This is a genomic window from Haloferax sp. ATB1, assembly GCF_000730175.1.
The window spans coordinates 1-14,262 of the sequence record NZ_JPES01000093.1; the positions used below are offsets into that span (position 1 = coordinate 1).

12 protein-coding genes and 1 pseudogene are annotated in these 14,262 nt (G+C 63.6%); 10 read left to right on the top strand and 3 right to left on the bottom strand.

What is annotated here, in order from left to right:
• From ATB1_RS15465 to ATB1_RS15485, 5 genes and pseudogenes are all read left to right on the top strand, one after another.
• Nucleotides 1–714, top strand: a pseudogene (locus ATB1_RS15465) (UDP-N-acetyl glucosamine 2-epimerase); the annotation flags it as partial.
• Complete coding sequence (locus ATB1_RS15470) at nucleotides 707–1,747, top strand: polysaccharide deacetylase family protein (protein ID WP_198526123.1); 1,041 nt, start codon at nucleotides 707–709, stop codon at nucleotides 1,745–1,747. The pseudogene ATB1_RS15465 and the gene ATB1_RS15470, both read left to right, overlap by 8 nt.
• A 96-nt stretch (nucleotides 1,748–1,843) precedes the next feature.
• Entirely contained in the window at nucleotides 1,844–3,166 is a 1,323-nt protein-coding gene (locus ATB1_RS15475; RefSeq protein WP_042665403.1) for an antibiotic ABC transporter permease, read from the top strand.
• Between the two features lie 252 nt (nucleotides 3,167–3,418).
• Entirely contained in the window at nucleotides 3,419–4,507 is a 1,089-nt protein-coding gene (locus tag ATB1_RS15480; protein ID WP_042665456.1) for a GNAT family N-acetyltransferase, read from the top strand.
• A gap of 52 nt (nucleotides 4,508–4,559) precedes the next feature.
• On the top strand, nucleotides 4,560–5,597 hold the full coding sequence (locus ATB1_RS15485; protein ID WP_042665405.1) for a GNAT family N-acetyltransferase: 1,038 nt from the start codon (nucleotides 4,560–4,562) through the stop codon (nucleotides 5,595–5,597).
• Between the two features lie 52 nt (nucleotides 5,598–5,649).
• Here the strand turns inward: ATB1_RS15485 and ATB1_RS15490 are convergent, their stop codons facing one another.
• On the bottom strand, nucleotides 5,650–5,946 hold the full coding sequence (locus tag ATB1_RS15490) for a winged helix-turn-helix domain-containing protein (protein ID WP_042663898.1): 297 nt from the start codon (nucleotides 5,944–5,946) through the stop codon (nucleotides 5,650–5,652).
• Between the two features lie 472 nt (nucleotides 5,947–6,418).
• Between ATB1_RS15490 and ATB1_RS15495 the strand changes: the two genes are divergently transcribed.
• Both ATB1_RS15495 and surE read left to right on the top strand, forming a co-directional pair.
• Nucleotides 6,419–7,342 (top strand): DUF6544 family protein, encoded by a 924-nt coding sequence (locus tag ATB1_RS15495; RefSeq protein WP_042665458.1) that lies wholly within the window; start codon nucleotides 6,419–6,421, stop codon nucleotides 7,340–7,342.
• A gap of 30 nt (nucleotides 7,343–7,372) precedes the next feature.
• Nucleotides 7,373–8,248, top strand: a complete 876-nt coding sequence (gene surE, locus ATB1_RS15500) for a 5'/3'-nucleotidase SurE (protein WP_042665407.1) — start codon at nucleotides 7,373–7,375, stop codon at nucleotides 8,246–8,248.
• Nucleotides 8,249–8,278: 30 nt separating this feature from the next.
• On the opposite strand, the gene ATB1_RS15505 is transcribed toward surE, so the two are convergent.
• Nucleotides 8,279–8,683 (bottom strand): CBS domain-containing protein, encoded by a 405-nt coding sequence (locus ATB1_RS15505; RefSeq protein ID WP_042665409.1) that lies wholly within the window; start codon nucleotides 8,681–8,683, stop codon nucleotides 8,279–8,281.
• 189 nt (nucleotides 8,684–8,872) lie between these two features.
• Between ATB1_RS15505 and msrA the strand changes: the two genes are divergently transcribed.
• The 3 genes from msrA to ATB1_RS15520 all read left to right on the top strand — a co-directional run bounded on the left by msrA (nucleotide 8,873) and on the right by ATB1_RS15520 (nucleotide 11,595).
• Nucleotides 8,873–9,406: a peptide-methionine (S)-S-oxide reductase MsrA gene (gene msrA / locus ATB1_RS15510; protein WP_042665411.1), complete on the top strand. Its 534-nt coding sequence runs from the start codon at nucleotides 8,873–8,875 to the stop codon at nucleotides 9,404–9,406.
• Between the two features lie 754 nt (nucleotides 9,407–10,160).
• Complete coding sequence (locus ATB1_RS15515) at nucleotides 10,161–10,985, top strand: ParA family protein (protein WP_042665413.1); 825 nt, start codon at nucleotides 10,161–10,163, stop codon at nucleotides 10,983–10,985.
• A complete protein-coding gene (locus ATB1_RS15520) occupies nucleotides 10,978–11,595 on the top strand; it encodes a hypothetical protein (protein WP_042665415.1) in 618 nt (205 codons plus the stop codon). Before ATB1_RS15515 ends, ATB1_RS15520 begins: the two co-directional genes overlap by 8 nt.
• Nucleotides 11,596–12,127: 532 nt before the next feature.
• Here ATB1_RS15520 and ATB1_RS15525 read toward each other — a convergent pair.
• Entirely contained in the window at nucleotides 12,128–13,378 is a 1,251-nt protein-coding gene (locus ATB1_RS15525) for an orc1/cdc6 family replication initiation protein (protein WP_042665417.1), read from the bottom strand.
• Nucleotides 13,379–14,262: the final 884 nt, after the last annotated feature.

A 14,262-nucleotide genomic window follows, 5' to 3' on the forward strand; every position in this document is an offset into this window, starting at 1 on the left:
GCCACAACTGGGAGATGCCCGAGGAGGTCAACCGCGTGCTCACGGACACTGCTCGGACCTGCTGTTCGCCCCCTCCGAGTCGGCCGCCGAGACGCTGGCGGCCGAGGGCATCCGCGACGGCGTCTCCGTGACGGGCGACGTGCAGTACGACGCCGTCCTCCGGGTCCGCGAGACCGCCCGCGAGCGGTCGACGATACTCGCCGACCTCGACCTCCGAGACGGAGAGTACGTCCTCGCGACGGTCCACCGCGCCGCCAACACCGACGACCGCGACCGCCTCGAAGGCATCGTGGACGGGCTCGCGTCGTCGGAACTCCCGGTCGTCTTCCCGGTCCACCCGCGAACTGAAGGGGCGCTCGAAGCCAGCGGCCTCTGGTCGCGGCTCGCCGACGCGAGAACGTCATCCTCGTGGAGCCGGTCGGCTATCTCGACTTCGTCCGCCTGCTCGACGGCGCGGAGCGCGTCGCCACCGACTCCGGCGGCGTCCAGAAGGAAGCGTTCTACCTCGACACCCGATGTCTCACGCTCCGCGACGAAACCGAGTGGGTCGAAACCGTCGACGCCGGCTGGAACGTCCTCGTCGGCGCGGACGCGACCGCGATTCGGGCGGCGCTGGCCGACGACGACCCGCTTCCCGAAAAACCCTCGCTGTACGGCGACGGGAGCGCCGCCGAGCGAATCGTCGCCGCGCTCTCGGAGTACGAGTATGCGTGAGCGGAATGAGGATGAGGATGCGAATGCGCGAGATGACCCCGGCGTGACCCGCACGGAGCCGAGCGAGTCCGGCCCCGGCTTCGCGGTCTGTCTGACCCACGACGTTGACCGCCCGTACAAGACGTATCAGGGGCTGTACTACGCGGCGAAGTCGAACCCCGGCTACCACCTCCGGACGCTCCTCCGGCGGGAGAACCCCTACTGGCAGTTCGAGGACATCATGGCGCTCGAACGCGACCTCGGCGTCCGCTCGTCGTTCTACTTCCTCAACGAGCCGAGCCTCCTCGAAACGGGGTCGCTTTCGGAGTGGCTCGAACCGAAGAACTGGGTCGAACACCTCGGCCGGTACGACCTCGATTCGGCATCGATAGCCGACGCCGTCCGCGCCCTCGACGAGGGTGGCTGGGAGGTCGGCATCCACGGCTCGTTCCGGTCGTGCGACGACTTCGACCGCCTCCGAACCGAAAAGCGCGAACTCGAAGCGGTGCTCGGCCACGAAGTCGTCGGCGGCCGCCAGCACCACCTCAAACTCGGGCCGAACACGTGGCGCTACCACCGCGAACTCGGCTTAAAGTACGACGCCAGCCCCGGGTCGAGTTCGGAAAACGGGTTCCAACACGGCTACCGGCCGTTCAGACCCTTCGACGACGACTTTGTCGTCTTCCCGCTGACGCTGATGGAGGTGTCGCTTCCCGACCCCGGGTCGGCGTTCGACGAGGCGTGGGCCGAGTGCGAGCGCCTCCTGGACGAGGCCGAGGCGAACGACGCCGTGATGACGGTGCTGTGGCACCCGCGGTACTTCAACGAGGACGAGTTCCCCGGCTACCGCCGGCTCTACCGCCGCATCATCGAACGGGCGCTCGACCGCGGCGCGTGGGTCGGCCCCGTCGCCGACTACTACCGCGAGTTCCTCGCCGACCGCGAGCGCGGCGGTTCCGGTGATTCCGACGACGACGCGGACGAGAGGGCGACCGACAGCGCGACTACCGACAGCGCGACCCCCGGCGGCGCGGGTCGCTCGCTCTCTCCGTAGAATCCGGCGACGTCGGTCGGTATCGGCCCCATAACAAAGCCGCCAGCGGGCTTCCTCTCGGACAGCCAATACCCCTCAGAGAGGCTATTCTGTATCATGAATCCACCATCGAAGACACAGTATCGCCGCGACGGCGACACCGACGCCGACACGGAGCGGCTCCAGCAGTACGTCGACGTACTCGACGACGTGCTCGACTACGCCCGCGAACGCGACTACAAAGGCTGGGACTACGGCGACGGCATGAGCAGCAGGCTCCTGCTGTCGGTTCCCATCGATAACCGCTGGTTCAACCTCGCGGTCCAGGAGTTCATCAAGCGCTCACCCGTCAACGTCCGCCCGCTGTTCCTCGTCGAACAGCGCCGGAACTTCAAGGGAATCACGCTGTTCGCCATGGCGAACCGGACCCGCGCCCAGTTGGCCGAGTGGTTCGACGGCGACCGACCGGCGGAGACGTACCGCGACGACGCGGCGTCGCTGACGGAGTGGCTCGTCGAAAACCAGGCCAAGGGCTACAGCGGTTTCGCCGGCAGTCACCGCCACGTCATCCAGCACATCTCCGGTCGCAACGGTCCGCGGTCGGGGATTCCCCACTCGCCGAACATCGTCTCCACCTCCTACGGCGTCAAGGCACTCCTCGCGGGGCGGGAGTTCGACCCGGACTACCCGGACATCGCCAAGACTGCCGTCGACGTGATGCTCAACGACCTCAACTACCGGCCGAAGGACGACGGCGCGGTCATGGACTACTACCTCTCGCACCCGAAGGACAGCTACACCCTCAACGCGCTGGCTATCGGGGCGCGACTGTTCGTCGAGCTGTACGACTACTTCGGCGACGAGGAACTGCTCGAACGCGCCGAGAAAGTGTACGACTTCGTCGCGTCGAAGCAGACCGACCGCGGCGGGTGGTACTACCGCGAGCCCGCGAGCGCCTCGCACCTCTCGATGGATAACCACCACAACGGCTTCATCGTGGAGTGCTTCCAGCGCTACGAGCAGGTCGTCGGCAGCGGTCGGTACGACGAGACGCTCGAACGCGGCCTCGACTTCTACGCCCGCGAGCTGTTCGACGAGGACGGCGCGCCCAACTTCGACGAGGAGCACCCCTACCCGCGGGACATCCACGCGACGGCGCAGGGCATCCTCGTGTTCACCTACGCCGGGCAGTACGACCGCGCCGAGCGCGCCATCGACTGGGCGCTCGCGAACATGTACGTTCCGTCTGAAGGTCGGTTCTACTTCCGCAAACACCGGTTTTACACCAAGCGCATGACCCTCATGCGGTGGTGTCAGGCGTGGATGGCCTACGCCATCGCCGAGTACGTCGCCACCAGAATCTCTGGCGAACCGACTCACGGCTACGGCATCGACGCCGACGGTATCGAGCGCCTACGGGCGGCGGCAGAGCGCCCCTGACGGGGGGCAGGCCGGCGCGAACGCCGGCTAGTCGCTTCATAACAAATCCCCATCCTCCCGTCACAGTAGCTCGAGAATGTCTTTTCGAATGATACACGCTGACGCGGCCCGACCGAATCGCGGGTTGATATACGGGGCCGCCGAGTCGGCGGGTGAGTCGGCTGATTTCGGTCGGCTCGGCCGCGACGACCGCGCTCGATGTTGTCGACGACAACGGACGCAGCGCGAAGATCGCCGGACCTCCCGCAGCCCATGACCATCGAGATTACCGAGTTCGACCACCGCGACCGCAACGAGTGGGACACGTACGTCGAGCGGTCGAGTCAGGCGAGCCTCTTTCACCAGTACGAGGCGCTTCGGCTCCAGGCGAAGTACTCGAACTCGAAGCTCCACCTGCTCGTCGGCTACAAAACCGAAGAGCCGGTCGGGCTGTTCCCCGTCTTCGAGATCCGGAAGGGGCTGGTCAAGACGGCGTTCTCGCCGCCGCCGCACATCGGCGTCCCGTATCTCGGGCCCGTGATGCTCGACGCCGGCAACATCAAGAGCCGGAAGTTCGAGCGCCGCCGCAACCAGTTCATCGACGGCTGTACCGAGTGGATAGACGAACACATCGGCCCGAACTACACGCACGTCCGCGTCGGCGACTACTACACCGACATGCGGACGTTCCTGTGGGGCGGCTGCGACGTGTCGCCGAAGTACACCTACAACGTCGACCTGACCCGGGGCGAAGAGGACCTCCTCATGTCGTTCAGCCGGAGCGCCCGGCGGAACATCCGCGACGGCCGAAAGCTCGTCTCGGGTATCGAGGAGGGCGACCGCGACGACATCTGTTCGATTCTCACGCTGGTCAAAGACCGCTACGAGGAACAGGACCTGTCGTTCGACGTGCCGCCGCAGTTCGTCATGGACCTGTACGACTCGCTCCCGGAAGGCCAAGTCCGGCCCTACGTCTTCCGGTACGACGGGGCGTTCGTAAGTGGGATTCTCGTCCTCCAGTACGGGGACACGCTCTACCGCTGGCTCGGCGGCGTCCGGCCCCAGCGGGACTTCGGCATCGACGTCAACGACCTGCTGGACTGGCGCATCATGCGCGACGGTATGGCCGCCGGGATGCGCCGCTACGACCTCGTCGGCGCGAACAACCGCCGGCTCAACCGCTACAAGAGCAAGTACAACCCCGAGCTCGTCACGTTCTACCAGATAGAACACGGCGCGCTCCCGGTCAGAACTATCGCGCACCTGTACAAGAGCCGCCTCGGCCCCGGCATCGAGATGCTGTCCCGGGGAAACGGGACGAACCTCCCGTCGCGACTCGTCTCGGGGTTCCTCCACCGATGACGACCCGCCGGCCGTACCGCCCGACGACCACACACGTACACGACCACAACACATGTCACAACTCCGTATCGAACCCCTGAGCCTCGACGAGTGGGGAGACGCGCTCCCCTCGTCGGGCACCGAAGTCTTCCACACCCCCGCGGTGCTCGCCGCCATCGACGAGCACTTCGACGGCGAAATGCACCTGTTCGGCGTCTTCAAGGGCCAAGAGCCGGTCGCGCTGTTCCCGACGTTCGTCCGCCGAAACCCCCTCGGACGGGTCGTCGTCTCGCCGCCGCCGTCGATGGCGATTCCGTACATCGGCCCGGTGATGATGCCGAACAGCCCGAAACAGAGCGCCTACGAGTCGGTGAACCGCGAGTTCGCCGACCTCGTGGTCGAGGAACTCGGCATCCGCTCGAACCGGACGTTCGTCCGCCTGCTCTGTTCGCCGGCGTACCTCGACCCGCGCCCGTTCGAGTGGACCGGCTTCGCGGTCAAGCCCTCCTTCACCTACCGACTCGACCTCGGAGAGCGCTCGCTCGACGAGATACAGGCCCAGTTCAGCAGCAGCCTCCGCCGCGAGATTCGGCAGGCGCGCGAACTCGACATCACCATCGCGGACGAGGGACTTGACGGCGCTCGCGTCGTCTACGACGACGTGGTCTCGCGGTACGACGAACAGGACGAACCGTTCGGGATGCCGTGGGAGTTCGTCGAGTCGCTGGTCGAGAACCTCGGCGACCGGTGTCGCGTGTACGTCGCCCGCGACCCAGACGGCGAGTATCTCAGCGGGATAATCGTCCCCTTCTCGGCCGAGGTGGGCTACTTCTGGCTCGGCGGCGCGCGCGGCGAGTACGACGGCGTCAGCATCAACAGCCTGCTCCACTGGACCATCATCGAGGACATCGTCGAGGACGAGGCGCTCGCGTCGGTCACGAAGTACGACCTCGTCGGCGCGAACACGGAGCGGCTCTGCAACTACAAATCGAAGTTCGGCGGCGAACTCGTCCCGTACTACGTCGTCGAGTCGACCGGCGTCGGCATGAACCTCGCCAAGCGGACCTACCAGCTCCTGAACAAGGGGTCGGAGCGAATCGCGACGAAGTGAGTCGGTCGTACAACGCGCCGCATCGTTCGAGAAAACTGCGAGGCGGCCGCACTCACGTCATCTGCTGTGTCTGAATGACGTCCCAGATGTTCTCGGCGTCGTCGGTGATGCCGTACACCCGCCCTTTTCGACGCTGTTCCGGGACGAGGAGTTCCACGAGCGAGCGGTCTCTGAGTTCCTGCAGCGCCCGCGAGACGTGAGCGACCGCGCTCTCGGAGTCGGTGGCGATTTGCGTCGGCGTCGCCGGTCCCTCAGAGAGTCTATCGAGAACGGAGATGCGGTAGCGAGAGCTGATGACGAAGCCCACGTCGTCCCACGGTACGTCGTCGGTCTCGCCGACGTGGCTCACGCAACGCCCACCTCGCTTGGGGAGACGGGTCGGTCGGCTGTCCAGTCGGGGCGCGCTCTCGAGGAAGTTCGACGGCGAGTGGAGAAGGCGGCCCGGCGGGGGCGACGACCCACATCGCTCGCGGCGGTCGTGGCGGTCGCAGACCGGAGAGCCGTCGACCACGACAGAGACAAATCTACCGAAATGAGACGAGTTAACGGGAGATTAACCGCGATGTCGGCGGGTGCCCGGCGTGCCGGCCGCATCGGTTCGGTGCGCATTCATTCGTTAGTACGAACTTAATTACATAAAGTCACCGTTTGAATTATATTCACGCGTTCGTGAGTATCTCGAATATATGAACGTCACGTTGACAGGAATTTGGCCGGGGGAGCGCCGCTCGCGACGACACCCTCCGTGGTCGGAAGACGGTCGGTGTCAGACCGTGAGAGTCACGGCGAGACTCATATCTATCTCTCGCGTACCGTTCGGTATGTCATACAAGCGAACGCTCGGACGACTCGGCCTCGCGCTTGTCGGCGGTGCGCTCGCCGTCGGCGCTCTCTTCGTCGTAATCCGGGCGCGCGCCGACGATACGGCCGCCCGACTGCTCGATGCGCTCCGGCGAGAACAGGCCGAATCGATCACGAGCGATGTGGAAGCGACAGACACGGCCGATATCAGCGACCTGCCCGCCCCGGTTCGCCGGTATCTCGAACGCGTGCTACCGGGCGAGTACCCCGATGTTCAGTCGGCCCGGCTCCGCCAGACGGGTGAGTTCAGACTCGGCGACGCGGATTCGCCGTGGAAGTCGATGACGGCGACCCAGCACTACACGGTGGCCCCGCCGGGGTTCGTCTGGGACGCCCGAATCGACCTCGCGCCGTTTCTACCGGTCCGGGTCGTGGACGCCTTCGTCGGCGGTTCGGGGTCGTTAGAGGCGAAGCTCCTTTCGGTTGTCACCGTCGCGGACGCCCCGCGCTCACCCGAGTTGGACGAAGGTGAACTCGCCCGCCACCTCGCCGAGATGGTCTGGTACCCGACCGCGTTTCTCCCCGGTCACGGCGTCAGTTGGGAGCCGAGAGACGACCACTCGGCCCGGGCGACGCTCGCCCACCGCGACTCGACCGTGACCGTCGTGTTCCACTTCGACGAGAACGATGAGATAGTGCGCGTCACCGCGGGCCGGTGGCGCGACACGGGGGACGGCGAGTTCGAGCGGTGCCCGTGGACGGGATACTTCAGCGACTATCGTGAAGTGGATGGGATTCGCGTACCCACGGCGGCCGAGGTGGCGTGGAACCTCCCGGCGGGCGACCTGCCGTACTGGCGAGCGACCATCGACGACGTGGAGTACGACCCACTGCCGACGGGGACGCGGCGGTCGAATACGTCACCGGGTCCGAATCCGGAATAGCTACGACGGCCGGCAGAAATTCCCGAGTAGATGACCGACTCCTCGTCTCCGCTCCGAATCCTCCTCACCAACGACGACGGCATCGACGCGCCCGGCATCGCTGCCATGCGCGAGGAACTCACCGCAATCGGCGACGTGACCGTCGTCGCACCCGCTGAGAACCAAAGCGGCGTCGGCCGCGCCCGCAACGAACACGCGGTCCGCCGCGACCACCCGTGGGGGTACGCCCTCGAAGGAACCCCCGCGGACTGCGTCGCCTACGGCCTTCGCGGCCTCGACACCGACTTCGATATCGTCGTCTCCGGTATCAACGACGGCCCGAACGCGGGCAACTACGTCGTCGGCCGGTCGGGGACCGTCGGCGCGGGCGTCGAGGCCGCGTTCCTCGGGACGCCCGCCATCGCCGTCTCCAGCTACCACGCGCGGGACTTCTTCTGCCACCCGCCCGAGGAGTACGATTTCTCCCGCCCCGCCCGGGTCGCCCGCGCCCTGACCGAGCGCGTCTTCGGCACCGACGTGTTCGACGAGGTCGACCTCCTGAACGTCAACGCCCCCGCGGACGTGCCGAGCCCCCGGATGCGCGTGACCAGCCCCTTCGCGGACTACGACCAGCAGGTCGACCACCACGCGGACGCCGGCGCGCTCCCGGACGGCGACCGCGAACACGACCTCGACGACGGCGAGGTCTACGTCCGACTCCAAGACGTTTCGTGGCCCGACGCCGTCGGCTTCGAGAACCCGTTCCCGCTCGACGACGAACACCGCGACCGCTATCCGGTCGGGAGCGACCGCCGCGCGATGGTCGACGGCGAGGTGAGCGTCTCGCCCCTCGCGGTCCACCACGGCCACGCGACGGACCCGCGGCTGGCGAGCGTCGTCGAGAGCCTCTCCGAACAGGTGGAGTAACGCGGAGTTACCGGCAGGGAAAAGAACGCGTTACGACCGCGCCAACTGTCCGGTCTGCGAGAGGTAGGCCGCGAGGTCCGAGGTGGTAATCATCCCGATGACGCCCTCCTCGTCGTCGACGACGGGCATGTGGTGAAAACCGTGTTCGGTCATCGACTCCGCGACGGTGACGATGGAGTCCTGCGCTCCCGCGGTAATCACGTCGGTGGTCATGTAGCGCTCGACGGTCGTCTGTGCTTTCGGCTGGCTCTTCGCGACGATGTCGACGAAGTCGGTCGTCGTCAGGATGCCTTCGAGTCGGTTGTCCTCGTCGACGACGATGACCGAGCTGATGTTGTTGTCCAGTATCAACTGCGCCGCGTCTTCGACGAGCGTGTCTGGGGTGACCGTGTGGAGGGTCGTGGACATGAGCCTCGCGACGAATACGTCTTCCATAGTAATTGCTGACAGACAGGGCGGTTAAATGTTGGCTTCGGGTACATTCCGGTCGGGAAAACCCACGGACGCGTCCGGGACTCGCTCGTCGGAGCGCCGGCGTGGGTCGGCGGTCGTCGCCGAGCACCAGACTTCGGCCGTGACTGCCCCCGCCGCGGGGCTTAATTCCTCGGCGACGTAACCGGACCTATGGGAAGCACACAGACTGCGACGTTCGGTGGCGGCTGTTTCTGGTGTGTCGAAGCCGCGTTCAAAGAACTCGACGGTATCAGCGAAGTCACGTCGGGCTACGCCGGCGGGAAGACGGAGAACCCGAGCTACGAGCAGGTCTGTTCGGGGAACACCGGCCACGCCGAGGTCGTACAGGTGGAGTACGACCCCGCGGCCGTCGGCTACGACGAACTGCTCGAGGTGTTCTTCGCGGTCCACGACCCGACACAGCTCAACCGACAGGGCCCCGACGTGGGAACGCAGTACCGCTCTATCGTCCTCTATCACGACGACGAACAGGAGCGACAGGCGTCGGCCTACATCGAAGCCCTCGACGAGGAGTACGACGACAAGGTCGTCACGGAGTTGGCTCCGTTAGAGACGTTCTACGAGGCCGAGCAGTACCACCAGGACTACTTCGAAAAGAACCCCGACGACGCGTACTGCCAGTTCCACGCGAGCCCGAAAATCGAGAAGGTCCGCGAGAAGTTCGCCGACAAGCTCGCCAACTGAGACGAGACGACGGACAACACCACTGTGTCCGCAGTATCTGCGGGGGAGAGACGCTGAATATCGCTTTCTTCGGTTCAGTTTGAATCGGGCGGCGGCCGGAACGAAGTTTGAACAGTCGACACCGGGCGGACTGCGAGGATGGTGTAAACTGCGGTGACAGTGCAGACTTCGGGGGTGGTGTAAACCGCGGTGACAGTGGAGACTGCGAGGAGAGCGTGAACTTCGAGCGCAGTGGAAACAGCGAAGAGAGTGCAGACTGCCGAAGCACTCCAAACGGTTCGAACGGTGGAGGAATCTGAAACCGTCTGGGAAGCCCGCACCGCTTGCGAGTTTCAAACTGTGTAGAACATGTACAAATTGTAGAATTTGTACGAATTATAGAGGTTGTGGAGTGTTGAGATAGTCTACACCGCGAAAGATTCCCAGAGCGCGAGCGATGTTTGGGAACCGAACGCCCCGGACGAAGCTGAACGGTCCACAAACTGAGAGCGCGGGCGAATTACCGGATATCGACAGGCGACAGTATACAATTTTTAAAATTTGTAAACATTGTAAGATTTGTAGAATGTAGAAGCAGTCCCAACGGTTCAAAAGTCGTGGATAAAATTATGTGGTACGCCGCGGAAGGTCCGTTCAAGTCCCTCAAATGTCCGCACAGTCCACAGTTCAAACGGAGTTTGCACCGCCCAAACGGCAGACACAGCGTAGACTGTGTACAATTTGTGAACATCGCGCTCCGCAGGAGGCTCGATAGATGTCGCGAGCCGTGAGCGTCTCGCTCCAGAAAGGCGGCGTCGGAAAGACGACGATTGCCATCAACCTCGCCGACGCGCTCGCCGCGCGGGGGAACGACGTGCTCTTAGTCGACCTCGACCAGCAGGGGAACGCGACCGAGGGCGTCGGGATGAAAGACGCCTACGAGTCGTCGGAGCCGAACGTCGGCGACGTGCTGACCGACGACGAACCCGTCGACGTGCGCGAAGTGATACGCGACCGCGAGGGCTTCGACGTGCTTCCCGCCCACGTCGACCTCGACGACATCGAAGACCGAGTCCGGAACTCGACGTTCGGCGTGCTCTGGGTCCGCCGCCGAATCGTCGACCCGCTCTTGGACGACGAATACGACTACATCGTCATCGACTCGCCGCCGAGCCTCGGCCCGCTGTCCGACGCGGCGCTCATCGGAACCGGGAACGTCGTCGTTCCGCTCCTCATGAGCGAGCCGAGCGTGAGCGGCTTCGAGCGGATGTTCGAACAACAAATCGGACCGATTCGCCGCGAGGTCGACCTCGACATTCTCGCTATCGTCCCCAACGACCTCACCGGGAATAACGAAGAAAAGCGCATCATCCGCGACCTCGAAGAGTCTCCCTTCGAGCAGTTCATCCCCCCGTTCGCCCGCTCGGAGCTATTCGACGACCCCGACTCCAAGGGGCCGGGAATCAGACACCGAATCGCGTTCAGTCGCGCCTGGCGCGACGGGAAGACCCTCCGGGAGTACGACCCGTCGAACGACATGCTCGACCGACTCGACCAGCTCGCGGAAATCGTCGAACGAGGAGGAACCGACGATGCCTAAGGAAAACCGGTTCGCCGGCCTCGGCGAGGCGATGGAATCGGAATCGGAATCAGACGCAGAACCCGACGACCAGCAGCCCCCGGGCGAAGACGCCCCCGACGGGTCCGAGAAGTCGGAATCCGAACCGCCAGTCGAATCCGAGACCGCGGACGAGTCCGAGTCGGAAGACGCGAGCGAGAAATCGGACGGCGACGACGAGAAGCAGAGAAGTGACGGCGAAAGTAACGAAGGCGAGGAGCCAGACGAAGGCGACGAACTGGACGAGAACGACGAACTAGACGAAAGCGAAGAACTCGACGAGGCCGAGGAAGCGGCCGAGTCGACCGCGGAAGAAGACGGCGCGGAAAGCACCGACGAGACGGAGCAGATGACGGAGACAGCGGGCGGTCCGGCGTTCGAGTTCGAGGCGACGACCGCGAAAAGCATCTACGTCCGAACCGCGACGCTCGACCGACTGGACGACGCCGAGTTCGAAGTTGAATCGTTCCTCCGCCGGGAACACGACGTGCGCGACCTGACTGGCCGCGAGTTCCACGACGCTCTCGTCCGCGTCGCCGCCGAGTATCCCGAGAAAATCGCCGACGTCGTCCTCGAAACTCGCGAGGAGTGAGAAGCCGAAGAGTCGAACAAAACCGACTCGAACATCCGGAGAACAGCGGACAATGTGGTGTTCGAGACCGACAGTCCGCCGGCCGGTTATCGAAACGCGCGATGACAATCGACAGCGGAACGGAGAAACCGACGGCTGAGCACCGCGGCGTCCGCTGTTGTCGCAGACGCGGAGTGAACGTCGCTTTCGAACGTGGAAAGACACGACATCGAACACCGGTATGTCCGCTGTTGTACGGCTGGCGAGCCGCTGAGATGGCCGCTACCTGGTGAATAGTCGGTCGCGTAAGTTCGGAACACCACACTGTCCGCTGTTCGAACAAGCGGCGAAAATGGCCGATTACTGCGGACATCGTGGTGTTCCGAGCGGTCGGAAATCGGTAACGAAATCGGTCGGCGAATCCGAACGAACGCATGCTTCTGAGGAACGAATCGAAGTAGCAATCACTTCCAAAACACGGCAGAGAGCCGTTCTGACGGAGGTGGGCTCGAGACTAACACCATCATGTCCGCAGTAATTTCAGTCGGGTCGCCTACTGCTGGATGAAATCGTCGAGCGTACTCGTCTTCTCGCCGTCGAGGAAGGGTTCGACCGTCTCGTGGACGCCCACGAGTTCGATGGTGTCGCGCATGGCCGAGACGATGAGCCCGACATCCATATCGAGGGCGTACTCGCGGTACGTCCCGCCACGTCGACCCTCGTTTCGCTCGGTGACGGAGACGATTCCGAGCATCGCAAGCTCGCTGAGGTGGTCGCGCATCCGTCGCGGGACGAGCGGGTCGCGGTTGGCGAGTTCGGTAAACCGGGTGTATCGGGGCCGAACGTCGCGGGAGCGAATCGGCGTCTCGTCTTCCAACTCGAGCGTCAGAAGCGAGTAGAGGACGAGGTGACCGTGTTCGGTCAATCCGTTGATTCCCTCTTTGATGCGGCCGCGCTCGAGGGCGCGCCGACCACGTTTCACGTGTTCCTCCTCGATGCGGTCGGTGTCGTCGTCGCGGGCCAGGTCGCCAGCTTTCATCAACAGGTCGATCGACTGGCGGGCGTCACCGGCGTCTTTCGCGCCGTAGGCGGCGCAGAGCGGAATCACTTCGTCGGCGAGGACGCCCTCGCGGAACGCAACCTTGGCGCGCTGTTCAAGGATGGCGCGGAGGTTCTTGGCGTTGTACGCGGGGAAATGAATCTCCTGTTCACACAGGGAGCTTTTGACCTTCGGCGAGAGGTCGTCGCGGAACGAGAAGTCGTTGGAGATGCCGATGAGACCGACTTTCGCGACGTCCAGGTTCCCGTTGGCCCGGGCCCGCGGGAGTTGATAGAGGATACTGTCGTCGTTGACGTGGTCGATTTCGTCGAGAACGATGATTATCGTCCCGCCGCAGTCGTCGAGTTCCTGCCAGAGCATCTCGTAGACGGACCCGAGCGGGTAGCCCGTCGTGCTGATCTGGTTCGACTCCGACCGGAACTCGTTGACGAGTCGGGTCGCGATCTGATACGAACTCGTGAGTCCGTCGCAGTTCAGGAAGACGACCCTGAGGTCGATGTCGTCGTAGTGACTCGCGTCCTCGCGGAGGTGCCCGAGTAAGTACCGCGACGCGGCGGTCTTGCCGACGCCGGTCTTCCCGTAGAGGAAGATGTTGTTGGGCTGTTCGCCGTTGATAACCGGTTGCAGCGCAGCCTGGAAGGTACGGAGTTCCTCGTCGCGCCCCACGAGTTCCTCGGGCTGGTAATCCTCGCGGAGGGCGTCCCGATCCCGATAGATCTCGGTGTCCCGCTCGAATAGGGGCATACTACCACGGTTCGACCACTTCGTTGATAAAACCACCGTGTCCGGAGTGTCCGCTGTTCTCGTGTTTTATATACTCGACCGGGGACACACCCCCTCCACTTTGTCCGCTGTTCTGGGAAACGAAGGTAACCGGTGGAACAACTGGACGGAACCGCGTGCTCTGATATAGAAAAAGATTTAATATACAATAGCTTAAACTAAGTCCGTAATATAGGCAATTATAGTAATTGTATGAGGACTGTTTGGAGACGACTTCTTTCGTTCATCTCTGTAGGAATCTAAACTAACCTGACTGATTGGAAACCGACGGGAGAGAACCAACTCACAACGACGGGGGGTACCGTCTCGCACCAAGAACAGCGGACAAAGTGGTGTGAGTGTTCCCCGTTTCAGACCGCCTCGTCCCTACGTTCACACTCACCGAGAACAGCGGACAAAGTGGTGTGGGTATCAACCGTCAAACCAATCGACTACCAATCAATCACCAATCAAACATTCCCACGACCCACTGAACACGTACTGAAGCGACTGTCACACAAACGCGTCGTTGGTTCTCACACACCGAGTCGACCCGACCGCTTCGCTCGCCTGCTCACCCGAATCCGCACTCTCGGTTCGCGTTCTCGCTCCGAGATACTCCTATGAACGCTCCGAGAGAGAACACGTGACTGAGAGGACGTGAACAACCGCGGCGGTGATAGCGGTGATACTGTGGCAGTGACTACGTCTACCGACACCTCGTCTACCGACGACGTCTGTCCTTCGTGATTCGGTGGAACCTCACGACCCGGAGAAAGCGTCTTTGCAGGGGCTAAGACGGCGAACAACTGCGGACATCGTGGTGTTACAGGGGAATCCTCGGCCCTTCGCGACGCGTCCGACCG